The 23,562-nt window shown below is 69.8% G+C and carries 23 protein-coding genes and 1 riboswitch; of the genes, 19 read left to right on the top strand and 4 right to left on the bottom strand.

Features of this window, described 5'->3' with window-relative positions; genetic code table 11:
• Positions 1-112: 112 nt before the first annotated feature.
• The 4 genes from GO308_RS08865 to GO308_RS08880 are packed head-to-tail and all read left to right on the top strand — an operon-like array spanning position 113 to position 6,646.
• Positions 113-3,535 carry a response regulator gene (locus tag GO308_RS08865; protein WP_240885156.1) on the top strand — a complete coding sequence of 1,141 codons (3,423 nt, stop codon included), beginning with the start codon at positions 113-115 and terminating at the stop codon, positions 3,533-3,535.
• Positions 3,520-4,371, top strand: a complete 852-nt coding sequence (locus GO308_RS08870; protein WP_240885157.1) for a CheR family methyltransferase — start codon at positions 3,520-3,522, stop codon at positions 4,369-4,371. Before GO308_RS08865 ends, GO308_RS08870 begins: the two co-directional genes overlap by 16 nt.
• Positions 4,368-4,940 (top strand): chemotaxis protein CheB, encoded by a 573-nt coding sequence (locus GO308_RS08875; protein WP_066481277.1) that lies wholly within the window; start codon positions 4,368-4,370, stop codon positions 4,938-4,940. The genes GO308_RS08870 and GO308_RS08875 overlap by 4 nt, the downstream gene beginning before the upstream one ends.
• Entirely contained in the window at positions 4,937-6,646 is a 1,710-nt protein-coding gene (locus GO308_RS08880; RefSeq protein WP_240885158.1) for a response regulator, read from the top strand. The genes GO308_RS08875 and GO308_RS08880 overlap by 4 nt, the downstream gene beginning before the upstream one ends.
• Positions 6,647-6,688: 42 nt before the next feature.
• On the opposite strand, the gene GO308_RS08885 is transcribed toward GO308_RS08880, so the two are convergent.
• From GO308_RS08885 to GO308_RS08895, 3 genes are all read right to left on the bottom strand, one after another.
• Positions 6,689-7,189, bottom strand: a complete 501-nt coding sequence (locus GO308_RS08885) for a nuclear transport factor 2 family protein (protein ID WP_066481271.1) — start codon at positions 7,187-7,189, stop codon at positions 6,689-6,691.
• Positions 7,186-7,815: a pyridoxamine 5'-phosphate oxidase family protein gene (locus GO308_RS08890; RefSeq protein WP_066481267.1), complete on the bottom strand. Its 630-nt coding sequence runs from the start codon at positions 7,813-7,815 to the stop codon at positions 7,186-7,188. Before GO308_RS08890 ends, GO308_RS08885 begins: the two co-directional genes overlap by 4 nt.
• Before the next feature lie 65 nt (positions 7,816-7,880).
• A complete protein-coding gene (locus GO308_RS08895; RefSeq protein WP_066674331.1) occupies positions 7,881-8,426 on the bottom strand; it encodes a carboxymuconolactone decarboxylase family protein in 546 nt (181 codons plus the stop codon).
• 118 nt (positions 8,427-8,544) lie between these two features.
• Between GO308_RS08895 and GO308_RS08900 the strand changes: the two genes are divergently transcribed.
• The gene (locus tag GO308_RS08900; protein WP_066674329.1) at positions 8,545-9,435 is read left to right on the top strand and encodes a LysR family transcriptional regulator; all 891 of its coding nucleotides are present in this window, start codon (positions 8,545-8,547) and stop codon (positions 9,433-9,435) included.
• Positions 9,436-9,451: 16 nt separating this feature from the next.
• On the opposite strand, the gene cobU is transcribed toward GO308_RS08900, so the two are convergent.
• Positions 9,452-9,979, bottom strand: coding sequence for a bifunctional adenosylcobinamide kinase/adenosylcobinamide-phosphate guanylyltransferase (gene cobU / locus GO308_RS08905; protein ID WP_240885159.1), 528 nt, complete (start codon positions 9,977-9,979; stop codon positions 9,452-9,454).
• 17 nt (positions 9,980-9,996) lie between these two features.
• Positions 9,997-10,200: riboswitch (cobalamin riboswitch) on the top strand.
• Between the two features lie 75 nt (positions 10,201-10,275).
• Here cobU and GO308_RS08910 point away from each other — a divergent pair.
• The 14 genes from GO308_RS08910 to GO308_RS08975 all read left to right on the top strand — a co-directional run bounded on the left by GO308_RS08910 (position 10,276) and on the right by GO308_RS08975 (position 23,543).
• Positions 10,276-12,276: a TonB-dependent receptor gene (locus GO308_RS08910; RefSeq protein ID WP_240885160.1), complete on the top strand. Its 2,001-nt coding sequence runs from the start codon at positions 10,276-10,278 to the stop codon at positions 12,274-12,276.
• Positions 12,276-13,301 carry a threonine-phosphate decarboxylase gene (locus GO308_RS08915; protein ID WP_240885161.1) on the top strand — a complete coding sequence of 342 codons (1,026 nt, stop codon included), beginning with the start codon at positions 12,276-12,278 and terminating at the stop codon, positions 13,299-13,301. Before GO308_RS08910 ends, GO308_RS08915 begins: the two co-directional genes overlap by 1 nt.
• A complete protein-coding gene (gene cobO / locus GO308_RS08920; RefSeq protein WP_240885162.1) occupies positions 13,298-13,909 on the top strand; it encodes a cob(I)yrinic acid a,c-diamide adenosyltransferase in 612 nt (203 codons plus the stop codon). The genes GO308_RS08915 and cobO overlap by 4 nt, the downstream gene beginning before the upstream one ends.
• Entirely contained in the window at positions 13,909-14,772 is an 864-nt protein-coding gene (locus GO308_RS08925) for an ABC transporter substrate-binding protein (RefSeq protein WP_240885163.1), read from the top strand. Before cobO ends, GO308_RS08925 begins: the two co-directional genes overlap by 1 nt.
• A complete protein-coding gene (locus GO308_RS08930) occupies positions 14,769-15,740 on the top strand; it encodes an iron ABC transporter permease (RefSeq protein ID WP_066685018.1) in 972 nt (323 codons plus the stop codon). Before GO308_RS08925 ends, GO308_RS08930 begins: the two co-directional genes overlap by 4 nt.
• Positions 15,737-16,534, top strand: a complete 798-nt coding sequence (locus GO308_RS08935; protein WP_240885164.1) for an ABC transporter ATP-binding protein — start codon at positions 15,737-15,739, stop codon at positions 16,532-16,534. The genes GO308_RS08930 and GO308_RS08935 overlap by 4 nt, the downstream gene beginning before the upstream one ends.
• Positions 16,531-17,460, top strand: a complete 930-nt coding sequence (gene cbiB, locus GO308_RS08940; protein WP_240885165.1) for an adenosylcobinamide-phosphate synthase CbiB — start codon at positions 16,531-16,533, stop codon at positions 17,458-17,460. The genes GO308_RS08935 and cbiB overlap by 4 nt, the downstream gene beginning before the upstream one ends.
• Positions 17,448-18,905 carry a cobyric acid synthase gene (locus GO308_RS08945; protein WP_240885166.1) on the top strand — a complete coding sequence of 486 codons (1,458 nt, stop codon included), beginning with the start codon at positions 17,448-17,450 and terminating at the stop codon, positions 18,903-18,905. Before cbiB ends, GO308_RS08945 begins: the two co-directional genes overlap by 13 nt.
• Complete coding sequence (gene cobT / locus GO308_RS08950) at positions 18,902-19,909, top strand: nicotinate-nucleotide--dimethylbenzimidazole phosphoribosyltransferase (protein WP_240885167.1); 1,008 nt, start codon at positions 18,902-18,904, stop codon at positions 19,907-19,909. Before GO308_RS08945 ends, cobT begins: the two co-directional genes overlap by 4 nt.
• Positions 19,893-20,699: an adenosylcobinamide-GDP ribazoletransferase gene (locus GO308_RS08955; protein ID WP_240885168.1), complete on the top strand. Its 807-nt coding sequence runs from the start codon at positions 19,893-19,895 to the stop codon at positions 20,697-20,699. Before cobT ends, GO308_RS08955 begins: the two co-directional genes overlap by 17 nt.
• Positions 20,696-21,244, top strand: a complete 549-nt coding sequence (locus GO308_RS08960; protein ID WP_240885169.1) for a histidine phosphatase family protein — start codon at positions 20,696-20,698, stop codon at positions 21,242-21,244. The genes GO308_RS08955 and GO308_RS08960 overlap by 4 nt, the downstream gene beginning before the upstream one ends.
• A gap of 157 nt (positions 21,245-21,401) precedes the next feature.
• Positions 21,402-22,172, top strand: a complete 771-nt coding sequence (locus GO308_RS08965; RefSeq protein WP_240885170.1) for an enoyl-CoA hydratase/isomerase family protein — start codon at positions 21,402-21,404, stop codon at positions 22,170-22,172.
• Between the two features lie 38 nt (positions 22,173-22,210).
• Positions 22,211-22,828, top strand: a complete 618-nt coding sequence (locus GO308_RS08970; protein ID WP_240885171.1) for a glutathione S-transferase N-terminal domain-containing protein — start codon at positions 22,211-22,213, stop codon at positions 22,826-22,828.
• A gap of 1 nt (position 22,829) precedes the next feature.
• Entirely contained in the window at positions 22,830-23,543 is a 714-nt protein-coding gene (locus tag GO308_RS08975; RefSeq protein ID WP_240885172.1) for an SDR family oxidoreductase, read from the top strand.
• The last annotated feature ends 19 nt before the right edge of the window (positions 23,544-23,562 follow it).

Here is a 23,562-nt window from a genome sequence, read left to right on the forward strand (position 1 = left end):
CCGGGGATGGGCTGGCGGGTCAGCAAGGGGGCGCGCATTCGGGCTTGCACAAGACGACACGCCGTGGAAGCGGGACGCCGAACCGATTGGATCAACAAGGGCAAGGACGGCAATGCCGCAAAGCGTTTCGCGAACGGGATCCCAGGCGACATTCAGCGCGAGTTTCGGAACACTCGCCGGGGTCTGCGCGGCGCTCCTCTTCTTCCTGATCACCGGCGCGCTTTCTTACACCAATGTCCGCGAGCTTCGTGCCGATACCGCGCGCGTTGTGCACACGCACAAGGTAATGACCGAATTCGGCAGCTTGTTGTCAGCCGTGCAGGACGCGGAGACCGGACAGCGCGGGTTCCTGCTCACCGGTGACGAACGTTACCTCGATCCATATCGCGCGGCGATCGCGCGGGTCGCTTCCAGCGTTGAAAAGATCGACCTGCTGACGCGGGACAATGCGCAGCAGCAGGCAAGCCTGCGCGCGCTGACCCCGCGCGTCGCGGCAAAGCTCGCGGAGCTGCGCGAGACCATCAACTTGCGACGCGTGCGTGGACCGGATGCCGCGCTTTCGCTTGTCAGCACCGATCGCGGCAAGGTCGAAATGGACGCGATCCGCGCGCAACTGGCCCGGATGCGCGCCGACGAGCAACGCCTGCGCGAGAGCCGGCTGGCCCAGATGGACGCCGGTTTCTGGACTTTGACGCTCAGCGGGTTGCTGACCACGCTGCTCGGCATCGGCCTCACCTTGACGGTGGGCCTGCTCGTCCACCGCGCCGAACGCACGCGCCAGCGTCTGGCGTGGCTGCAGGCGGGCGAGGTCGGGCTGAGCCAGGCGATGCTGGGTGATCGCAGCGTGGCCGAACTGGGTGACAGCATCCTCGATTTCCTGACCAGCTATCTCGGCGCGCAGGCGAGCGCGCTGTTCAAGGGCGAGGACGGCGTGTTCCAGCGCACCGCGATGCTGGGCGTCGCCGGCGACGCCCCGGTGCCCCAGCTGTTCAGGGAGCGCGAGGGACTGCTGGGCCGCGTGGCCGCCGAAGGGCGGCCGACCGTCATCTCCGACGTGCCCGACGGCTATCTGAAGCTGGGTTCGGCCCTGGGCCATGATCGGCCGCGCCACCTCGTCATCGCGCCGTTCAGCGCCGACGGGGTCGTCAACGCGGTGGTCGAGTTCGGTTTCCTGCACCCCGTCGAGGACCGCACCCTCGAGCTTCTGGCGCGCGTCGAGCCGACCGCCGGCGTGGCGCTGCGATCGGCGCGCTACCGGACCGAATTGCGCAACCTGCTGGAGGAAACCCAGCGCCAGTCGGAAGAGCTTCAGGTCCAGAGCGAGGAATTGCGGGTTTCCAACGAAGAGCTGGAGGAACAGGGTCGCGCGCTCAAGGAAACCGCGGTGCGGCTCGAACAGCAGCAGGTCGAGCTCGAACAGACCAATTCGCAGCTGGAGGAACAGGCGCAGCTGCTGGAAACCCAGCGCGACGACCTCGCCCGGTCGAGCGCAGCGATCGAGGCCAAGGCGCGCGAGCTGGAGCAGGCCAGCCAATACAAATCCGATTTCCTGGCCAATATGAGCCATGAGCTGCGCACGCCGCTCAACTCGCTGCTGATCCTGTCGCGGCTGCTCGGCGACAATCCCGACGGCAACCTGACCGATGAACAGGCGAAATACGCGCGCACGATCGAAGCGTCGGGCAACGACCTGCTCAACCTGATCAATGACATCCTGGATCTGTCGAAGATCGAGGCGGGGCATATCGAGATGCGCGCGGAACCGGTCGCGACCCGGCGACTGGTCGCCGACCTGCGCCAGACCTTCGACCCGGTCGCAAACGACCGCGCGATCGATTTCGTGGTCGAGGTCGCCGACGACATGCCGGCATCGATCGTCACCGATCGCCAGCGGCTGGAACAGGTGCTCAAGAACCTGTTGTCCAACGCGTTCAAGTTCACCGAACAGGGCAGCGTCACGCTCCGGCTCGCCCCGGTCGCCGACGGCCGCATTGCGTTTACCGTCGTCGACACCGGCATCGGCATCTCGGCCGATCAGCAACAGGCAATTTTCGAAGCGTTCCGCCAGGCCGACGGGTCGATCAACCGGCGCTATGGCGGCACGGGCCTGGGCCTGTCGATCTCGCGCGAGCTGGCGCGGCTGCTCGGCGGGACGATTTCGGTGGTCAGCACGCCCGGCCAGGGCAGCAGCTTCACCGTCACCGTGCCCACCGACTATGCACCCGTGGACACCCCCGCCGCGCCCGCCCCGACCGCCGCCCCCGCGCCCGATCAGGCCGCCCCGCCCCGCGCCGGGCGGGTGAAACGCGCCATCCCGATCGAGGACGATCGCGAGCAGATCGACACGCTGCGCCGCATCCTGCTGGTCGTCGAGGACGATCGCGCCTTTGCCGGCGTGGTCCGCGACCTCGCGCGCGAGGCGGGATTTCAGACGCTGGTCGCGGGTACGGCCGAGGAAGCGCTCGACCTCGCCCGCGACTTCAAGCCGAGCGCGATCGTGCTCGACCTGGGGCTGCCCGACCAGTCGGGGCTGTCGGTGCTCGACCGGCTGAAGCGCGAGGATGCGACACGCCACATCCCGATCCACGTCGTGTCGGGTAGCGACCATCAGCAGACCGCGCTGTCGCTCGGCGCAATGGGCTATCTGGTCAAGCCGGTGAAGCGCGAGGACCTGGCCCATGCCATCTCGGCGCTCGAGGCGCAGCTGACGCGGACGATGCGGCGCGTGCTGATCGTCGAGGACGATCCGGTCCAGCGCGAGGCGGTCGGCAAGCTGCTCGCCGGGCCGGAGATCGAGACGGTGGGCGCGGGCACCGCCGCACGATGCCTGGAGCTGCTGAAGGAACAGACGTTCGATTGCATGGTCCTCGACCTGTCCTTGCCCGACGCGTCGGGCTATTCGCTGCTCGAGACGCTGAGCCAGGAGGGCGAGCACGGCTTTCCGCCGGTGATCGTCTATACCGGCCGCGACCTGTCGAGCGAGGACGAGCAGCAGCTGCGCCGCTACTCCAGCTCGATCATCATCAAGGGGGCGAAATCGCCCGAGCGGCTGCTCGACGAGGTGACGCTGTTCCTCCACCAGGTCGTGGCGGAGTTGCCCCCCGAGCAGCAACGGATGATCCGCCAGGCGCGCAACCGCGATGCCGTGCTGGAGGGCCGCCGCGTCCTGATCGTCGAGGACGATGTGCGCAACATCTATTCGCTCACCAACATCCTGGAGCCGCGTGGCGTAAAGGTGGTGATCGCCCGCAACGGCGAAGAAGCGATCGAGGCGATCGACCGCCGCACCGACACCGAGGAAGCCATCGACCTTGTCCTGATGGACGTGATGATGCCGGTGATGGACGGGCTCGACGCCACGCGGCGGATCCGGCTCGACCCGCGCTGGTCGAAGCTGCCGGTGATCATGCTGACGGCCAAGGCGATGCCCGACGATCAGGAACGATGTCTGGCGGCGGGCGCTAACGACTATATGGCCAAGCCCCTCGACGTCGACCGACTGCTCTCGCTGGTGCGTGTATGGATGCCACGCTGAAGCCGGCGGCCGCGACCGAGCGGATCGAGGATATCGAGGCGCAGCTGCTGCTGGAGGCGCTGTACCGGCGCTATCACTACGACTTTCGCCAATATGCCCGCGCGTCGATCCGGCGGCGACTGCGCCAGGCACGCGACCAGATGGGCTATGCCAGCCTGTCGCTGTTGCAGGACGCGCTGCTCCACGACGACCGCGTGGTGACGCGGCTGCTCGACTATCTGACGGTCCAGGTCAGCGAGATGTTCCGCGATCCCGGCTATTACCGGGCAATCCGGGAGAAGGTGGTGCCGCACCTGCGCACCTATCCCTCGCTCAAGATCTGGATCGCGGGATGCAGCCAGGGCGAGGAGCTCTATTCCTTCGCGATCCTGCTGCACGAGGAGGGGCTGCTCGATCGCACGCTCCTCTATGCGACCGACATCAATCCGGCCGCGCTCGCGACCGCGAAGAAGGGAATCTTCGCGGTCGACAGGATCGCGGCATTCACCCAGAATCATCAGCTGTCGGGCGGCAAATCCTCGCTCTCGGATTATTACACGACCGCCTATGGCCGCGCCGCCTTCGACAAGAAGCTGCGCGCACAGGTGGTGTTTTCCGACCACAGCCTCGTCACCGACGCGGTATTCGCGGAATGCCAGTTCGTGTCGTGCCGCAACGTCATGATCTATTTCGACCGGCCGCTGCAGGACCGGGCGCTCGGCCTGTTCCGTGAGTCGCTCGTCAGGGGCGGGTTCCTGGGGCTGGGTGCCAAGGAGACGCTGCGCTTTTCCGCGCATGCCGCCGCCTTTCGCGAATTCGTCCGCGAAGAGAAAATCTATCGCCGGAGCGACGGATGACGGCGCCGGCCCCGCAGATCGTCGTGATCGGCGCGTCGGCCGGTGCGATCCAGGCGCTTTCCGAGCTGCTGCCGCGCCTGCCCGCCGACTATAGGCTGCCGGTGCTGGTCGTCGTCCACGTCCCCGATGCGCCGTCGGGACTGGTGCCGCTGTTCCGCACCAAATGTGCGGTGGCGGTGCGCGAACCCGAGGACAAGGAACCGATCGAGCCGGCAACCGTCTATTTCGCGCCGCCGGGCTATCACCTGCTGGTCGAGGCGAATCGCACGCTTGCCCTGTCCGTGGACGAACCCATGCTGTTCTCGCGCCCGTCGATTGACGTGCTGTTCGAAAGTGCTGCCGAAAGCTACGGCCCCGCGCTGCTGGGCGTGGTGCTGACCGGCGCGAACGAGGACGGCGCGCGCGGCGCGGCGGCGATTGCGGCCGCCGGGGGCAGCGTGCTGGTTCAGGACCCCGACGAGGCGTTCGCAGCGGCGATGCCCGCGGCGGCGCAGCGCAGCGCCCCTGCGGCGCGGGCGATGCCGCTGGCGGCGATTGGCGATTATCTGGTTGAGTTAGGACAGGAATGAACGACGGCCCCAATCTCGTCAAACTGCTGATCGTCGACGACCTGGAGGAAAACCTCGTCGCGCTGGAGGCGCTGCTGCGCCGAGACGGGCTCGTCTTCGTGCGTGCACGCTCGGGCGAGGAGGCGCTGGAACAGCTGCTCGCCCACGACGTCGCGCTCGCGCTGCTCGATGTCCAGATGCCCGGCATGGACGGGTTCGAGCTGGCGGAGTTCATGCGCGGTGCCGCACGCACGCGCCACGTCCCGATCATCTTCCTGACCGCGGGCAGCGCCGACCGGCAGCGGCGGTTCCGCGGCTATGAGGCCGGCGCGGTCGATTTCATCCAGAAGCCGATCGAACCCGACGTGCTGCGCAGCAAGGTCAACGTCTTTTTCGAGCTGCACCGCCAGCGGCACGAGCTGCGGGAACAGCGCGACGCGCTTGCCGAGGGCAGCCGCGCGCTGGCCGATTCCGCGACGCGCCTCGAGACGCAGGTGCGCGAGCGCACCGCCGAGCTGGAGGAGACGCTGGCGCGGCTGAAGGCGGAAACGGCGGAGCGCGAGCGCGCGCAGGCATCGCTGCGGCAAAGCCAGAAGATGGAGGCGGTCGGCCAGCTGACGGGCGGCATCGCACACGATTTCAACAACATGCTGACCGGCATCATCGGGTCGCTCGACCTGATGCGCCGGCGGATCGCCAATGGCGAGTTCGACAAGCTCGACCGCTACATGGATGCGGCGACCACCTCGGCGGAACGGGCCGCCGCGCTGACCCAGCGGCTGCTCGCCTTTTCGCGGCGCCAGTCGCTCGACCCGCAACCGCTGGCGATCAACCAGCTGATCGAATCGATGCGCCCGCTGATCGAACGTGCGCTGCCCGAGCGGATCGAACTCGTCCTCGCGCTCGACGAAACCGTCTCCAACGCGCTCGCCGACACCAACCAGCTGGAGAACGCGGTCCTCAACCTCGTCCTCAACGCGCGCGATGCGATGCCCGAGGGCGGCAGGCTCGTCATCGAGACGCGGATGGCCGATGTCGCCGCGACGGACGTGCAGACGCGCCCCGGCCTGCCCGTCGGCAGGTTCGTCGTGGTTTCGGTGTCCGACAGCGGGGTCGGCATCCCGCCCGAAGTGCTCGACAAGGTATTCGACCCGTTCTTTACCACCAAGCCGCTGGGCCAGGGAACTGGGCTGGGCCTGTCGATGGTCTATGGCTTTGCGCAGCAAAGCGGCGGCGCGGTGCGGGTGCACAGCCAGGTCGGGCTGGGCACGTCGGTCACATTGTTCCTGCCCGTCACCGAGGCGATGCCGGCGGTCGTGGGCGAGAACACCGCCGCCACGCCGCTGGGCGAGGGCGAGTGCGTTCTGCTGGTCGAGGACGATCCCGCGGTGCGCATGCTCGTGCGCGAGGTCCTGAACGAACTGCGCTATCAGGCGATCGAGGTGGCCGAACCCGCCAGGGCGCTGCCGCTGCTCGCGTCGGACATGCCGATCGACCTGATGATCTCCGACGTCGGCATGCCCGGCATGACGGGTCGCGAGCTCGCCGACATCGCGCGCAGCCACCGCCCCGACCTGCCGATCCTGTTCATTACGGGCTACGCCCAGAATGCGACGCTGCGATCGGGCTTTCTGGGCGAGAACATGGCGATGATCACCAAGCCTTTCTCGCTCGACGAACTCGCCACCCGCATCCGCGCGCAGCTGGGTCGCCAGGCGCGTTCATAAAGCCGCGCGCGCACGGCGATGCCCGGAAACGGGCGTTCGCCGCTAGCGCCCGGGCGTCTCGCCGGAAAGCATGTCGATCCCGAGCGCGCTCAGATCCGGGTGGTCGAGCGGGCGGACGCCAGCGCGGTCCCAGTGGAAGCGGCGTTGATGTTCGGCAATGGCGACGTCGTTGATGCTGGCATGGCGTTCGGCCATGTAGCCGTGGGCATCGAAGCGCCAATTCTCATTGCCATAGGCGCGCCACCACTGGCCGGCGTCGTCGTGATATTCATAGGCGAAACGCACCGCGATGCGATCGTCGGCGGCGGCCCATAATTCCTTGATCAGCCGATATTCGTGCTCGCGCGCCCATTTCGCGGCCAGGAACGCCTCGATCTCGGCGCGCCCGGTGAGGAAGGTCGAGCGGTTGCGCCAGCGGCTGTCGGGGGTGTAGGCGAGCGCCACCCGCGCGGGATCGCGCCCGTTCCACGCATCCTCGGCCATGCGCACTTTTTGCGCGGCGGTGTCGGCGGTGAACGGCGGCAGCGGCGGGCGCGGCGTCATGGTCTCTTCTCCTGTTCGAGTTCGGCGATACGCGCCCGGAGCGCGATGTTCTCGCGGTCGAGCGCGTCGAGTTTCTGACTGATCGGCGCGAGCGCGGGGGCCAGTTCGGCCTCGGTAAAGCGCGGGGTGATGTGTTGCGGGCAGTTCCAGTCAAAGGCCGCGACCTCGATCACGAAGCCGCGCTCGACGCGTGCGCGATAGCCGGGTTCGGCCAGCGCGGCGACCGTGGCTTCGTCGGCGACATGCATCCGGCCGAGCAGCTTCAGCCGGCGGCGATTGGGGTAATCCATCAGGAACAGCGCGACACGATCATCGGTGTCGACGTTCCCGAGCGTCAGATACTGGCGGTTGCCCGCAAAGTCGGCAAAGCCCAGGCGCTGCGCGTCGAGCACGCGCAGAAAGCCGGCCGGACCGCCGCGATGCTGGATATAGGGCCAGCCGTCGGGATTGACGCTGGCGATGTAGAAGCTGTCGCGTGCGGCGATGAACGCCGCTTCCGCCGCGCCGAGCCGGTCGGCCCCCTCGCCCTTTGCCTCCATGCGCGCATAGCTGGCGCGGCTGCCCGCGGCCGTCTGGGCATCACGGGCGGCGGCGCTGGCGGCGATCCTGAGGAAATGACTGGCCATCACGTTGCCTCGAAGCGAGAGGGGTGGCCGACGCGCGCAGGTGCGTCACGTCGGCCGGCGGGAGGTCAGGCGGCTTCAGTCGCGCGCACGACCGGGAAATCGATGTCGGTTTCCGCGACATTGTTGACATAGTTGGTCAGCACGTTGACGGCCACCAGCGCGACGATCTCGATCACCTGCGCCTCGCTGAAGCCCGCAAGCTTGACCGCGGCGAGGTCGGCATCGCTCACCCGGCCCCGACTCGCCACCACTTTCGTCGCGAACACCACGGCGGCGTCGGCGCGGGCATCACCCGAATGGCCTGCCCGGTTGCGCGCGATCTCCGCCGCGTCGATCCCGGCGAGGTTCAGCCCCAGATAGCTGTGGGCCGACAGACAATAGTCGCAGCCATTGGCCTGGGCGACCGCGAGCGCGATCCGCTCGCGCGTCTTCGCATCGAGCGCCTTGCCGAGCGCGCCGTTGAGGCCGAGAAAACCCTCCAGCGCGGCGGGCGACTGGCCGACGAGACGGAAAAGGTTGGGGACGACGCCGAGCGACTTTTCGACCGCGTCGAACAGCGGCTGCGACGCGGCAGGCGCGGCATCGCGGGCGGGAATGGTCAGGCGGGACATGGCGTTTCTCCTGTGCAGCGAGGCGGCAGCGCCTCCGAGGCAGGGAGATAAGCGCGTGTGCCGTTGAAGATAATTCTTGGATTTGACACTTCATTGTTTCACTGATTGAAATAAAATCATGGACCGGATCGACGCCATGCGCGCCTTCCTTGCCGTCGCCGATCGCGGCAGCTTTACCCAGGCGGCGCATGCGCTGCGCCTGTCGGGCGCGGCGACCACCCGCGCGGTGGCGCAGCTTGAAAGCGAACTGGGCGTCGCGCTGCTGATGCGCACGACGCGGTCGGTGCGACTGACCGAGCGCGGCGCGATCTATGCCGACCGATGCCGCCGCCTGCTCAGCGAACTGGAGGATGCCGCCGCGCTGGTGCGCGGAAAGGACGCGGCACCGCGGGGGTCGCTCAGCATCACCGCGCCCGTCCTGTTCGGGCGGCTGCACATCCTGCCGATCGCCGAGCGGCTGGCGGCGGACCATCCCGACCTGTCGATACGCATGACGTTCCTCGATCGGGTGACGCATCTGGTGGAGGAAGGCTTCGACCTGGCCGTGCGCATCGGCACGCCCGCTGACAGCGCGCTGATCGGCGTGCCGTTGGCAGAGGTCCGCCGCCTGACCGTCGCAAGCCCCGACTATCTGGCCGCGCACGGAACGCCGCGAACGCCCGCCGACCTGCGGCATCACCGCATCGTCGCGTTCGAGGGAATCGGCGCGACCAACGACTGGCGGTTCGGCGCCCGCGGCGAAACCGGCGTTCACGTCCAGCCGCGACTGTCGGTCAACAGCGCCGCCGCCGCCATCGCCAGTGCCGAACGCGGACATGGCATTACCCGCGCGCTGTCCTATCAGGTCGACGACGCGATTGCCGCCGGGCGACTGGCGCGCCTGCTTGAGGCGTTCGAGCCCGCGGCGGTTCCCGTGACGCTGCTCTATCAGGCGAGCCGCCGGGGGGCACCCAATATCGCGGCCTTCGTCGCCGCCGCGCGCGCGCATTTCGGCGCGGCACGCGCCTGAGTCCTGCAGCCGCCGGCTATTTGAGCCGCATCGGCAGGCCGGCGACCATGAACTCGACATGATCGGCGCGCTCGGCGACCTGCTGGTGCAACCGTCCCGCCGCATCGCGGAACCGGCGGGCAAGCGCATTGTCGGGAACGATGCCCAGCCCGACCTCGTTGCTGACCATCACGACCGGGCACGCCGCCGCCGACAGCGCCGCGACCAGGGCATCGCCGGCGGCGGCGACATCGATTTCGGCATGCATCAGGTTGCTCGTCCACAAGGTCAGGCAATCGATTAGCAGAACGCGGTCCGGGTGGCCTTCATCCGCAACGGCGCGGGGCAGATCGACCGGAACCTCCACCGTTCGCCAGCCCGCGCCGCGATCCGCCCGATGGCGCGCGATCCGGTCCGCCATCTCGTCGTCGAACGCCTGGGCGGTGGCGAGATAGATGCGGGTGTCGGCGAGCGATTCGGCGAGCGCCTGCGCCCGGCTGCTCTTGCCCGACCGCGCCCCGCCCAGGATCAGGGTCAGCACCCGCAGCGCCTTTCGTCTTGCCATGCGCGCGTGGCTGCCATAATCCGCCTTCCGTGTTCGGTTCCCAGAGATGGGATTAATAGGGAACGCGGAAGCGGGCGGATAGCCCGCCAGCCGCGGCTGTCCCCGCAACTGTGACCGGCGAGCGGTCGCCCCACATGCCACTGGCCGAAGATCGGCCGGGAAGGCGGGGCGATCGCGGCGACCCGGGAGCCAGGAGACCTGCCGGACATTGTCGGTCCTTTGCGCGGACGGGGTGTTCAGCGCGATCGAGGGTCTTCCTCGCGTGACGACATCGAATGGGGTGGCGTGCGCGGGCGATGCCCGGCCTTCGTTGCATCGTGCCGCTGGCGCGCGACCCCCGATCGTGGAGGGAAGTCGTGCGCGCCAGTTTCGTGACCACCGCCGGGGCAATCACTGCCCTGGCATCCTGTCTCCCCGCCCCGGCGCTCGCCGATCCGGACCGTGACGCGGCGGTCGTCGACGATTCCGTCATCGTCGTCACCGCCAACCGCACGCCCCAGCCGATCGAACGGGTCGGCCAGTCGGTCACCGTCCTCGACGATGCCGAACTGAGCCGCCGCCAGACGCGAACGGTCGCCGATATCCTGCGCACCGTGCCGGGGGTAAGCATCACGCGCAACGGCGGTATCGGCGCGACCGCATCGGTGTTCATCCGCGGCGCGGAAAGCGACCAGACGGTCGCGCTGATCGACGGGGTCAAGCTGAACGATCCGTCGTCACCGGGCGGCGGCTTCAATTTCGGCAACCTGCTGGTCGGCAATATCGAACGGATCGAGGTGCTGCGCGGACCGTCTTCGGTGCTGTGGGGAAGCCAGGCGATCGGCGGCGTCGTCAACATGATCACGCGCCAGCCGACCGAGCGGCTGACCGCCAACCTGCGCGGCGAGGGCGGTTATCGCGGCACCGGACAGGTCGTCGGCAACGTCGCGGGCCGGATCGGACCGGTATCGGCGAGCGGCGGCGCGGGCTGGTTTCGCACCGACGGGATTTCCGCGTTCAGCGAGGCGCGCGGCGGCACAGAGCGCGACGGATACGAAAATTTCGGTGCCAATGCGCGGCTGAGCGTGGCGGTGGCCGAGGGCGTTTCTGCGGAGGCGCGAGGCTGGTATTCCAACGGGCGTGTCAACATCGACGGCTTCGCGCCCCCGGCCTTTCAGTTCGGCGATGTCGACGAGCAATCGCGCACGCGCGAGCTGGTCGCTTATGGCGGGATCAACGCGGCGCTGTTCGACGGGCGGCTGCGCAACCGGCTGGGCTATGCGCATACCGACACGCGCCGCCGCAACATCGACCGCGCCCAGGGCGATGCCGAAACCTTTGCCGCGTACGGCCGCAACGCCCGGATCGAATATCAGGGCGTGCTCGACATCGTCGAGGGGTGGCAGGCGACCGGCGGGCTGGAGCGCGAGACATCGCGCTTCACGAGCAGCAGCTTCGGCGCGCCGCCGACGGTCGGGCGCGCGCGCCTGGACAGCGTCTATGGCCAGCTGGTGGCGACGCCGGCCCGCGGGGTGACGCTGACCGGCGGGGTGCGCCACGACGACCATGACCGTTTTGGCGGTGCCACCACGCTCGGCGCGAGCGGCGTGTTCGCGATTGGCGAAACGGGCACGACGTTGCGCGCCAGCTATGCCGAGGGGTTCAAGGCACCGTCGCTGTTCCAGCTGCAAAGCGATTTCGGCAACGCCACGTTGCGGCCCGAACGATCGCGGGGCTGGGACGCGGGCGTGAGCCAGGCGCTGGCGGAAGGCCGCCTGCGCGCCAGTGCAACCTGGTTCCGCCGGACGTCGAACGACCTGATCGGTTTCATCTCCTGTCCCGCCCCGCCAACCGGCATCTGCGTCGGACGGCCGTCGGGCACCTATGACAATGTCGCGCGCGCCCGCGCACAGGGCGTCGAGTTCGCGCTTGCGCTGCAGCCCGTGCCCGCGCTCAGCGTCCAGGCGAATTACAGCTATCTCGACGCGACCAACCGGTCGCCCGGCGACGCCAATTTCGGCCGCCAGCTCGTCCGCCGTCCCCGGCACAGCGTGACGGCGCTGGTCGATTATCGCTGGCCGTTCGGGCTGGAAACCGGGGCGACGCTGACCCATGTCGGCGCGAGTTTCGACAATGCCGCCAACAGCCGCCGGATCGAAGGCTATGTCATCGCCGACCTGCGCGCCGCGTGGCCGGTCAGCGACCGCGTCGAAATCTATGGCCGGGTCGAGAATCTGTTCGACGAACGCTACGAAACGCTCTTCCGCTTCGGTACCCCGGGACGCGCCGGCTATGCCGGCGTCCGGCTGGCCTATTGATGACCGCGCCCGCGCCCGCCCCCGACCTGATCGCGCGCTTCGCCGTCCATGGCGGCCGCGTCGACCAGGCGCGCGCGTGGTTCCCGCAGGTGGCGGCCTGGACCGACCTGTCGACCGGCATCGCGCCCTGGGCCTATCCGGTCGCTGAACCCGGTGAAGCCCCCGCCCCCCTGCCCGATCCGGCGCGGCTGGCAGAGCTGGAGGCGCGCGCGGCACACGCCTTCGGCACCGTCCCCGACCATGTGGTGGCGGTGCCGGGCAGCGACCTGGCGCTGCGCCTGATCGGGGCGATCCTGCCCGGACCCGCCGGCTGGGTGACACCGGGCTATGCGGGCCACCGCGCGATGTGGCCGCAGGACCGGGCGGTCGCGTTGTCCCGCGCCGACTTCGCCGATGTCGCCGGCGAACACCGCCACATCGTCCTCGCCCGCCCCAACAACCCGGACGGATGGTGCGCCGATGCCAACGCGCTGGCCGGCGTCGCCACGCGGCTGGCGACGAAGGGCGGCTGGCTGATCGTCGACGAGGCCTTTGCCGATGCGACCCCCGACGACAGCGTGGCGGGGCGCGGCTGGCCGGGACTGATCGTGCTGCGATCGTTCGGGAAATTCTATGGGCTGGCCGGGCTGCGGCTGGGCTTCGTCATCGCGCCGCCCGCCATTGCGGGACCGTTGCGCGCAATGCTGGGCGACTGGCCGATCAGCACGCCCGCGCTGGCGGCGGGGATCGCCGCCTATGGGGACACGGCCTGGCAGTCGGGGCAGCGCCAGCGGCTGAGCGAGGCGTCCGAGCGGATGGCGGCGCAGGTCGCGGCGGCGGGGCTGGACATCGTCGGCCGGACCGCGTTCTTCACGCTGGTCGCGCTGCCGCGACGCGACGCGCTGTTCGCGCACCTCGCCCGCGCCGGGGTGCTGACCCGCCCGTTCGCGGCGCAGCCGACGTGGCTGCGCCTGGGACTGCCGGGCGATGTGGCGGGCTGGCAACGCGTGCGCGACGCCCTGGCTTCATGGAGCAACGACCGATGACCGAAACCGAAGCCGACTTCGCCCGCCACAACGAACGCATGAAGCGCGTCCAGGCGGCACGCGCACGCATCCAGGCGCGGCACACGCTCGAGCGCGGGCTGCTGATCGTCCATACCGGCAATGGCAAGGGCAAGTCGTCCGCCGCGTTCGGCATGGCGATCCGCAGCCTGGGCTGGGGGATGAAGGTGGGCATCGTCCAATATGTGAAGGGCAGCTGGGAAACCGGGGAGAAGAACTTCTTCCACGCCAATCCCGACCTGCTGACCTTTGAGTTGATGGGCGAGGGTTTCACCTGGGACACACAGGACCGCGCCCGCGACATCGCCGCTGCGCGCGCGGCGTGGGAACGATCAAAGGCGCTCATCCTCGACCCGGCCTATGACTTCGTGATCCTCGACGAGCTCAATATCGTGCTGCGCCAAGAGACGCTCCCAATCGACGAGATCGTCGCGTTCCTGAAGGACCGGCCGCTGACCAAGCATATCTGCATCACCGGCCGCAACGCCCAGCCCGCGCTGATCGAGATCGCCGACCTGGTCACCGAGTTCGGCGAGGTCAAGCACCCCTACAAGGCCGGGTTCAAGGCGCAGAAGGGTGTCGAGTTCTGATGCGCGCGACGGCGATCGCGTGGGTCCGGGCGGCCGTACCGGCTATGGCGCTGGCGCTGGCGAGCGCCGGCTGCACCGCCGCGCCGCCGACTGCCGCCGGACGGCAATCAGCAGGCGCATCGCCACGCGTCGTGTCGATCAACCCGTGCGTCGACGCGGTGCTGATGCAGGTCGCCGATCCGCGGCAGATCGCGGGCATCAGCCACTATTCGCAGGACCCGCGCGCGACATCGATCCCGATCGCGCTGGCGCGACGCTTTACCGCGACGTCGGGGACGGCGGAGGAGGTCGTCGCGCTTGACCCCGACCTGGTCATCGCCGGCGCGCATGTCGAGCCTTCGACGATCGCTGCGCTCCGCCGGCTGGACATCGCCCTGGTGCAGATCGGCGTGCCCGCGACCGTGGCGGAAAGCGACGCGCAGATCCGCACCATCGCCGCGGCGATCGGCCGGCCCGAACGTGGCGAGGCGCTGGTCCGCCGGATCGACGCGGCGGTGCGCGCGGCGCGGACCGGGGGCCCGGCGGTACCGGCGCTGATCTGGCAGGGCGGCGGGCTGGTCCCCGGCACCGGCACGCTGGCCGACGAATTGCTGCGCAGCACGGGCTTCGCCAACCAAAGTGCGCGCTATGGCCTGAAGCAGTGGGACGTGCTCCCGCTCGAGCCGCTGGTCGCGCGCCCGCCCCGGCTGCTGCTGTCGGTCGGCGCGCGGGGGCAGGACGACCGGATGCTGGGCCACCCGGTGCTCGACGGGCTGCGCGATCGGATCGCGGTGCGCCCCTATCCCGACCGGCTGCTGAATTGCGGGGGACCCACGATCATCGACGCGGTCGGCCACCTTGCGCGCGTGCGGCGGTCGCTATGACCCGGCGGGGGGCGCTCAACCTGGCGCTGGTCGCGGCGATCGCGGCGGCGATGCTCGCCTCGCTGATCGCGGGCAAGGTGTGGATTCCGTTCGATGCCTGGACGCTGGGTGACCCGCGCTGGCCGATCATCGCCGAGCTGCGCCTGCCGCGCACCGTGCTCGCCGCGCTCGTCGGCGCGGGGCTCGGCATGTCGGGCGCGGTGATGCAGGGCTATCTGCGCAACCCGCTCGCCGACCCCGGCCTGTTCGGCGTGTCGGCGGGCGCGGCGCTGGGGGCGGTGATCTCGCTCTATTTCGGCTATGCCGCCGCGCCGTGGCTGCTGCCCGCCTTTGCGCTCAGCGGGGCGGCGGCGACGATGGCGCTGCTCGCGCTGATCGTCGGGCGATCGGGCAGCATCGTCGTGTTCACGCTGGCCGGCGTCATCGTGTCGAGCGTGGCAGGATCGATGACTGCGCTGGCGATCAGCCTGGCCCCCACCCCGTTCGTCACATCGCAGATCGTCACCTGGCTCATGGGGGCGCTCACCGATCGCAGCTGGGATGATGTCCGCCTGGCGCTGCCGCTGATCGGCCTGGGCATCGCGGTGCTGGCGCTGACCGCGCGCACGCTCGACGTGCTGACGTTGGGCGACAGCGCCGCGCGGTCGATGGGGGTCGATCCGGTGCGGCTCCAGCTGCTCGTCGTCGTCGGTGTCGCGCTATGCGTCGGCGCTTCGGTGGCGACCGCCGGGGTGATCGGCTTTGTCGGGCTGATCGTGCCGCACATGGTCCGCCCCTTTGTCGGCAACCGGCCTTCGGCGGTGCTGCTCCCCGCCGCGCTGGCGGGCGCGCTGCTGCTGATCGTCGCCGACAGCGTGGTGCGCGCGATGCCGACGGTCAGCGAGCTGCGGCTGGGCATCGCCATGTCGATGCTGGGCGGGCCGTTCTTCCTGGTCCTGCTGCTGCGCATGCGGCGGAAACTGGCATGAGGGGGGCGACGATGGGCGAGCTGACGGTCGCGGCGCTGACGGTCACGCTGGGCGGCGTCCGCGTGCTCGACGACGTTGCCGCGCGCTTCGAGCGCGGGCAGGTGACCGCGGTGCTCGGCCCAAATGGCGCGGGCAAGTCGACGCTGCTCGCCTGTCTGGCCGGACTGCGGCGACCCGATCGCGGCGAGGTGCGGATCGACGGCACGCCGCGTGACGCGGTGTCGCGGCGCGATCTGGCGCGGCGCATCGGATTGCTGCCGCAGGTCGCCGACGTGCATTGGGACGTCGATGTCGCAACGCTGGTCGCGCTGGGCCGCTATCCGCATCGTGGCCGCTGGGGCGAAAGCGCTGCCGACCGTGCCGCAGTCGCCGCCGCAATGGCGGCCACCGACGTCGCCCGCTTTGCCGATCGCCCGGTCTCCGCGCTGTCGGGGGGCGAGCGTGCGCGCGTGCTGCTTGCCCGCGTGCTGGCGGGCGCGCCCGAATGGCTGCTCGCCGACGAGCCGCTCGCCAATCTGGACCCCGCGCACCAGCATGACGCGCTCGAGGGGCTGCGCGCCGCCGCCGTCGCGGGCGCGGGCGTGATCGTCGTCCTCCACGACCTCAACCACGCACTGCGGATCGCCGATCAGGTGCTGCTGCTGGCGGGCGGGCGCGTGAGCGCGGACGGACCACCGGATGTAGTGCTGACTCCGGCGCGCATCCGCGACACCTATGGCATCGCCTGTACGATCGCCACCACGGATGCAGGCGATCGCGTGCTGGTTTCGACCGGTCGGGTGGCACCCGCGTGATCGCGCGGCCCGAACAACTGCTGGTCGCGCTGATCGGCGAGGCGGCGATCGGCTATCCGACCGCGCTGTTCGGAGCGATCGGTCATCCCGTGACCTGGATCGGCGGCGCGATCGCGGCGCTGGAGCGCGGATGGAACCGGGGCAGTGCGCCGCGTCGCCGCGCGATGGGGGTCGCGCTGATCATCGTCGTCGCCGGCGGGGCGGCGGCGGCCGGGCTGCTCGTCGAACGGATCGCCGGCGACCACGCGATCGGGATCACGGCGATCATCGTGCTGGCGACGACGGGGCTCGCCCAGCGCAGCCTGGACGATCATGTCCGCGCGGTGGCGCGCCCGCTGCGCCGGGGTGACCTGGTCGCCGCGCGCGCGGCGGTGGCGCATATCGTCGGGCGCGATACCGCGACGCTCGACCAGCGGGGCGTTGCACTGGCGGCGACCGAGAGCCTGGCGGAGAGCTTTTGCGACGGCGTGGTCGCACCGGCATTCTGGTTCCTCGTCGCAGGGTTGCCGGGGCTGTTTGCGTGCAAGGCGATCAACACCGCCGATTCGTTGATCGGCCATCGCGACGATCGCTACCGTTGGTTTGGCTGGGCCGCCGCGCGTCTGGACGACATGGTCAACTGGGTGCCGGCGCGGCTGGCCGGGCTGGGCATCGCGATCGCGGGCGGCGGCGGGTTTGCCGTCATGTGGCGCGACGCCCGGCACCACGCCTCGCCCAATGGCGGCTGGCCGGAAGCAGCGATGGCGGGCGCAATCGGCCGGCGGCTGGGCGGGCCGGTCAGCTATGACGGCGCGCCGGCACCACGCGCATGGCTGGGCGACGGGCCGCCGCCCGATGCCGCCGACCTCGACCGCGCGCTGGCGATCTATCGCCGTGCCTGCCTGTTGCACTGGCTGTCGGTGGGGGCGATCGCATGGCTGCGGTGATGCTGCAGGGCACCGGATCGGACGTCGGCAAGTCGGTGCTGGTCGCCGGATTGTGCCGCGCCTTTGCCAATCGCGGCCTGACCGTGCGCCCGTTCAAGCCGCAAAACATGTCGAACAACGCCGCCGTTGCGGCGGGCGGCGAAATCGGCCGGGCCCAGGCGCTGCAGGCGATGGCGTGCCGTACGCCGCCGACCACCGACATGAACCCGGTGCTGATCAAGCCGCAATCGGACACCGGCGCACAGCTGGTCATCCACGGCCAGGTCGCGGGCACGCTGGACGCCGGCGACTATCGCCGGCGCAAGGATGCCTGGCTGGCCGCGGTGCTGCAATCCTGGCACCGGCTGCGCGCGCAGGCCGATCTGGTGATCGTCGAGGGCGCGGGCAGCCCGGCCGAAACCAATCTGCGCGCCGGCGACATCGCCAATATGGGCTTTTCACGCGCAGCGAATGTGCCCGTCGTGCTGGTCGGCGACATCGATCGCGGCGGCGTGATCGCGTCGCTGGTCGGGACACAGGCGGTGCTCGACCCCGCCGACGCCGCGATGATCCGCGGATTCGTGATCAACAAGTTCCGCGGCGACATCCGCCTGTTCGACGATGGCTATGCCGAGATCGCGCGGCGCACCGGCTGGCCGGGGCTGGGCATCGTGCCCTGGCTGGCGGCGGCGCGGCAATTGCCGGCGGAGGACGCGGTCGTGCTCGATACCGCCGCCGCGTCGCCCGGCGCGATCACTATCGCAGTGCCGATGCTGTCGCGCATCGCCAATTTCGACGATTTCGATCCGCTGCGCCACGAACCGGGCGTGCGGCTGGTCATGGTGCCGCCGGGCACGCCGCTGCCCGCCGACGCGGCGCTGATCATCCTGCCCGGCACCAAGGCGACGATCGCCGACCTGGATTTCCTGCGCCGGCAGGGGTGGGACATCGACATCGCCGCGCATGTCCGGCGCGGCGGCGCGCTGCTGGGCATCTGCGGCGGCTATCAGATGCTGGGCGCGACGATTTCCGATCCGGACGGCATCGAGGGGCCGGCGCGCGAGGTTGCGGGGCTCGGCCACCTGCCCGTCGCCACGGTGCTGACCGCCGACAAACGCGTCGTCGAGACCACCGGCACCCGCATCGCCGACGGCGCGCCCTTTATCGGGTACGAGATCCACGCGGGACGGACGGTGCCGTGCGCGCCGGTGCAGCCGCTGCTGCGCCTGGCCGATGGCCAGATCGACGGGGCGATCAGCACCGATGGCCGCATTGCGGGATGCTATGTCCACCGCCTGTTCGACCACCCCGCGCAGCGCGCCGCCTGGCTCGCGCAGATCGGCAGCGGCAGCGACGGCGTCGCACAGGCCGATCGCGTCGACCGGGCGCTGGACATGCTGGCCGACCACCTCGAAACGCATGTCGCCGTCGATCGGCTGCTGGCGATTGCAAGGGATGAACGATGATCGATGAAGCCGCCGCCTGGGCGCATCTGGACGCGCTTGCCAAACCGACCCGCAGCCTGGGGCGGCTCGAAAAGCTGGCGGTGCGGCTCGCCGTCATCCAGCAGCACCTGACGCCCGCGACGCGCCCGCGCCGGATCGTGCTGTTCGCCGCCGACCATGGCGTCGTCGCGCAGGGCGTTTCGGCATGGCCGCAGGCGGTGACCGGGCTGATGGTCGGCACCATCCTGGCCGGACGGGCAACCAGTTCGGCGCTGGCCGCGGCGCAGGGTTGCGACCTGCGGCTCGCCGATGTCGGCGTCGCCCTGCCCCCCGCCCCGCCGCATCCGACGTTTCATGCGCGTGCCAGCCTGGGTGCGGGCACCGCCGACCTGTCGGTCGGCCCGGCAATGACCGTCGCGCAGTTCGACGCCGCCTGGGCCACCGGCGCGCAGGAGGCGCGGCGCGCGCGGGCGGACGGGCATCAGGTGCTGATCGCGGGCGAGATGGGCATCGGCAACACGACGTCGGCCGCGTGCCTGACCGCGCTGCTGGCCCAGGCCGATCCCGCCGGTGCGGTCGGGCCCGGCGCGGGCGCGGACGATGCGATGCTGGCGGCGAAGACGCGGATCGTCGCCGCCGCGACGGCGCGCGCGCGCGCGCACCTGCCCGCCGATCCGCGCGCCGCCATCGCCGAAGTCGCCGGGTTCGAGATCGTGGCGATGGCCGGCTTCTTCGCCCAGGGCGCGACCCTGGGCGCGACGCTGCTGCTCGACGGCTTTGTTGCGACCGCCGCCGCGTTGATCGCAGAGGCGCTGGCACCGGGCACGCGCGACGCGATGATCGCCGCGCATCGCTCCGCCGAACCCGGGCATGGCGCGGCGCTCCACGCGCTGGGCCTCGAACCGCTGCTCGATTGGGAGATGCGGCTGGGCGAGGGCACGGGCGCCTTGGTCGCGCTGCCCCTGCTCGACAGCGCCGCAGCCCTTTTGTCCGACGTCGCGCGGCTCGATGAACTTGGCGTCTGACGCGTCGCCCGACTGCCCGTGGTGGGCACCACCGGTACTGGCCGTGCAGTTCCTGACGCGCCTGCCGGTGCCAGGGACCGCCAGCCTGACCGCGGCGCAGGTGGCGACCGGGCTGGTGCGCGCGGTGGCCTGGTTTCCCCTGGTCGGCGCGCTGGTCGGCGCGATCACCGCCGCGGTCGCGCTCGCTGCGGCGCAGCTGTGGCCGCCGGTCGTCGCAATGCTGATTGCGCTGGCGATCGAGGCGCGGCTGACCGGCGCGTTCCACGAGGATGCCGTCGCCGATTTCTGCGACGCGTTCGGCGGCGGCAGCACGCCCGAAGACGTGCGACGCATCCTGAAGGACAGCCGGATCGGCAGCTATGGCAGCGTCGGACTGATCCTGGCGATCGGGGTGCGCGCGGCGCTGAGCGTTGCCATCCTGACCACGCTGACGCCTTGGATGGCGGCGGCCGCGCTGATCGGCGCGGCGACGTTCGGCCGGCTGGTTGTCGTCGTGATGATGACGATCATTGCCCCGGCGCCGGGCGGAACCGGGCTGGCCAAGGATGTCGGCACCGGCGTCGGCGCGGCCACGCTGATGCGCGCCGCCGCAACGGCGATCCCCGGGCTGGCCGCGGTCGCGCTGTTCCAGCCGGTCGCGTTCATTGCAGCGATTTGCATCGCGGGCGTGTTCTGCCTGTGGCTGCGCGGCCTGCTGCGCCGGCGGATTGGCGGCAGCACCGGCGATTGCCTGGGCTTTGCGGCCTATATGGGCCAGCTCATCCTGCTGCTCGCGGCGGCCGCGCGGTGACAGCCGACGTCGTGCTCGTCCGCCACACCCAGGTGGCGCGCGCCTGGCACGGTCGCTGCTATGGCGTCAGCGATGCCGGTCTCAGCCGACAGGGCATCGCGGCGATCGCGCCGCTGGCGGCGGAACTGGCGGCGCGGGACCCCGCATGGGTCGTGCACAGTGGCCTCACGCGCAGCACCCGGCTCGCCCGGCGCATCACTGCGCACGCACGCTGTCCGCTCGTCGCCGATCCCGGCTGGCGCGAACGCGACTTCGGCACGTGGGAGGGGCAGAGCTGGGCTGCGATCCATCGTGCCACCGGCAATGCGATGGACGGCATGATCGACGCGCCCGACCAGTTCAGGCCGGGCGGCGGCGAAACCACCCGTGCGCTGATGGACCGCGCGCTCGCCGCCTGGCGGCGGCTGCCCGACGGGCCGGGCGTGGTCGTCACCCATGGCGGGCCGATCGCGAGCCTGATCGGGCATCGTCGCGGCTTGCCGGTCCGCGAATGGCTGGACTGCGTCCCCGCACCGGGTGGAATGATCGTCCTCGCACGCGACTGACCGCGAAGGGCAAGGCAAGGTGCCGCAGCATTTCCGTCGCTTGCGCTATTCCCCGACGGAATAGGCGATATCGCAACATCCCGCCATCCGCCGCAGCCCGCGCGGGTCTATCTGAACATCGACGCCGCTGATCAAGCGCGGCCTGATGGAGGTTCAGATGGCCAAGTTCGACACCTATCGCAACGCCTTTGCCAACGCCCGGCTGACCCGCAAGGACAATGGCGTGCTCGAAGTCATGCTGCACACCAACGGCGGCAAGCTGATCTTCAACGGCCATACCCACGAACAGTTTGTCGACCTGTTCCACGCGATCGGCGAGGACAGCGAGAATCGGGCCGTCATCCTGACCGGCAGCGGCGACGCATTCATGGACACGATCGACCCCGAGGGCTTCGATTTCTTCACGCCGGTCGGTTATGACAAGATCCTGCGCGAAGGCCGCAAGGTGCTGTCGAACATCCTCGACATCGAGGTGCCGATGATCAGCGCGCTCAACGGCCCTGTGCTGCTGCACAGCGAATATGCGCTGCTGACCGACATCATCCTGGCGACGCCCGAAACCGTGTTCCAGGACAAGCCGCATTTCGATTTCGGCATCGTGCCCGGCGACGGCGTCAACCTGTTGTGGCCCGAGGTGATCGGCAGCATCCGCGGCCGCTACTTCATCCTGACCCGCCAGCTGCTCGATGCGCAGACCGCCAAGGAATATGGCGCGGTCAATGAAATCGTCCCCGCCGACCGGTTGCTCGCCCGTGCGCACGAGATCGCCGACCTGATCGCGGCGCTGCCGCCGCTTACCGGGCGCTACACCCGCATCGCGCTGACCCAGAAGCTGCGCCGCATCGTCGACGAGGGGGCGGGCTATGGCCTTGCGCTCGAAGGCATCAGCGCCGCCGACGTCGCGCGCCGCATGGCCGCGCAGGGCTGAACCCCGCGTCACCAAACGCCTTTCATTGGAGATCGACCATGATCCAAGTTTACGCTTTTTCGACACCCAACAGCGTCAAGGTTCCCATCGCGCTCGAAGAAATCGGGCTCGACTATACGCTGACGAGCATCAACGTCCGCCAGGGTCAACAGAAAGCGCCGGAATTCGTCGCACTCAACGCGAACGCCAAGGTGCCGGTGCTTGTCGATGGCGACCTGGTGCTGACCGAGAGCGCCGCGATCCTCGTCCACCTCGCCGAAAAGACCGGCAAGCTGCTGCCGGCATCGGGCGTCGCACGCGCCCGCGTCTTTGAACAGCTGTTCTTCCACGCCTCCGGCCTCGGCCCCGCCTTTGGCAATGCCGGGTTTTTCCGCAAATTCGCGCCCGAGCCGATCCCGCTTGCGATCGACCGGTTCGGTAACGAGGCGCAACGCGTGATCGGCGTGCTCGATGCGCTGCTCGCAGGCCAGCGGTTCGTCGCGGGCGACACGCTCAGCATCGCCGATATCGCGCATTTCGGCTGGCTGTGGCGGCGCCAGTTCGCCGAAGTGTCGATCGACGGCGCGCCCAACGTCCAGCGTTACGTCGCCGATCTGGAGGCCCGCCCCGCGTTCCAACGCGGCATCGCGCGCACCATGGCGCTGGCGGAAGGTTGAGATGATGGCCCGCAAAATCGTCGTCACCGGCGCATCGAAAGGCATTGGCCGCGTGGCCGCCGACGCGCTCGCCGCCAGTGGCTGGGAGGTGATCGGCGTCGCCCGGTCCGCCCCGGACAGCTTTCCCGGCGAGTTCATCACCGCCGACCTGGGCGACGAAGGGGCCACCGCGGCACTGGCGACGGAACTGACGGCGCGGGGCGACGTGCTCGGCATCGTCAACAATGCCGGTGCGGCGCGCACGGAACATTTCGGCGCGATCGAGCCCGCGGACTTCATGGGCCTGCTGGCGTTCAACCTGCGCCCCGCGCTTCAGCTGACCCAGGCGCTGCTGCCCGGGATGCAGGCGGCGCGGTTCGGGCGGATCGTCAACGTCACCAGCCTGGTGACACTGGGCCTGCCGCTGCGCACCAGCTATGCCGCGTCGAAGGCCGCGCTGGAGAGCCTGACCCGGACGATCGCGATCGAGCAGGCCCCGCACGGCATCACTGCCAATGCGGTGGCGCCCGGCCCGACCGAGACCGAGCTGTTCCGCCAGAACAATCCGGTCGGGAGCGCGGGCGAGGCGCGCTACCTGTCGCAGGTACCGATGAACCGGATCGGTACCCCGGCGGAAATCGCCGCCGCCATCGCCTTCTTCGCCTCCGACGCGGCCGCGTTCGTCACCGGCCAGACTCTGTTCGTCGACGGCGGCGCCAGCCTGGGGCGGAACTGACGCCCGGCAGAGCGGTCGC

The sequence above is a fragment of the Sphingomonas sp. SFZ2018-12 genome (assembly GCF_022496715.1).
Classification (GTDB): Bacteria; Pseudomonadota; Alphaproteobacteria; order Sphingomonadales; family Sphingomonadaceae; genus Sphingomonas.

Bases quoted from the DNA above. Each gene is read 5' to 3' on its own strand.
- GO308_RS08885 (WP_066481271.1), bottom strand. From the start codon at position 7,189: ATGACGCCGCGCCCGCCGCTGCCGCCGTTCACCGCCGACACCGCCGCG.
- cobU (WP_240885159.1), bottom strand. From the start codon at position 9,979: ATGGCAAGACGAAAGGCGCTGCGGGTGCTGACCCTGATCCTGGGCGGG.
- GO308_RS08890 (WP_066481267.1), bottom strand. From the start codon at position 7,815: ATGGCCAGTCATTTCCTCAGGATCGCCGCCAGCGCCGCCGCCCGTGAT.
- GO308_RS08870 (WP_240885157.1), top strand. From the start codon at position 3,520: ATGGATGCCACGCTGAAGCCGGCGGCCGCGACCGAGCGGATCGAGGAT.
- GO308_RS08970 (WP_240885171.1), top strand. From the start codon at position 22,211: ATGATCCAAGTTTACGCTTTTTCGACACCCAACAGCGTCAAGGTTCCC.
- GO308_RS08975 (WP_240885172.1), top strand. From the start codon at position 22,830: ATGATGGCCCGCAAAATCGTCGTCACCGGCGCATCGAAAGGCATTGGC.
- GO308_RS08965 (WP_240885170.1), top strand. From the start codon at position 21,402: ATGGCCAAGTTCGACACCTATCGCAACGCCTTTGCCAACGCCCGGCTG.
- GO308_RS08955 (WP_240885168.1), top strand. From the start codon at position 19,893: ATGAACTTGGCGTCTGACGCGTCGCCCGACTGCCCGTGGTGGGCACCA.
- cobO (WP_240885162.1), top strand. From the start codon at position 13,298: ATGACCGAAACCGAAGCCGACTTCGCCCGCCACAACGAACGCATGAAG.
- GO308_RS08930 (WP_066685018.1), top strand. From the start codon at position 14,769: ATGACCCGGCGGGGGGCGCTCAACCTGGCGCTGGTCGCGGCGATCGCG.
- GO308_RS08915 (WP_240885161.1), top strand. From the start codon at position 12,276: ATGACCGCGCCCGCGCCCGCCCCCGACCTGATCGCGCGCTTCGCCGTC.
- GO308_RS08925 (WP_240885163.1), top strand. From the start codon at position 13,909: ATGCGCGCGACGGCGATCGCGTGGGTCCGGGCGGCCGTACCGGCTATG.
- GO308_RS08875 (WP_066481277.1), top strand. From the start codon at position 4,368: ATGACGGCGCCGGCCCCGCAGATCGTCGTGATCGGCGCGTCGGCCGGT.
- cobT (WP_240885167.1), top strand. From the start codon at position 18,902: ATGATCGATGAAGCCGCCGCCTGGGCGCATCTGGACGCGCTTGCCAAA.
- GO308_RS08910 (WP_240885160.1), top strand. From the start codon at position 10,276: ATGCCCGGCCTTCGTTGCATCGTGCCGCTGGCGCGCGACCCCCGATCG.
- GO308_RS08900 (WP_066674329.1), top strand. From the start codon at position 8,545: ATGGACCGGATCGACGCCATGCGCGCCTTCCTTGCCGTCGCCGATCGC.
- GO308_RS08880 (WP_240885158.1), top strand. From the start codon at position 4,937: ATGAACGACGGCCCCAATCTCGTCAAACTGCTGATCGTCGACGACCTG.
- GO308_RS08895 (WP_066674331.1), bottom strand. From the start codon at position 8,426: ATGTCCCGCCTGACCATTCCCGCCCGCGATGCCGCGCCTGCCGCGTCG.
- GO308_RS08865 (WP_240885156.1), top strand. From the start codon at position 113: ATGCCGCAAAGCGTTTCGCGAACGGGATCCCAGGCGACATTCAGCGCG.
- GO308_RS08935 (WP_240885164.1), top strand. From the start codon at position 15,737: ATGAGGGGGGCGACGATGGGCGAGCTGACGGTCGCGGCGCTGACGGTC.
- GO308_RS08945 (WP_240885166.1), top strand. From the start codon at position 17,448: ATGGCTGCGGTGATGCTGCAGGGCACCGGATCGGACGTCGGCAAGTCG.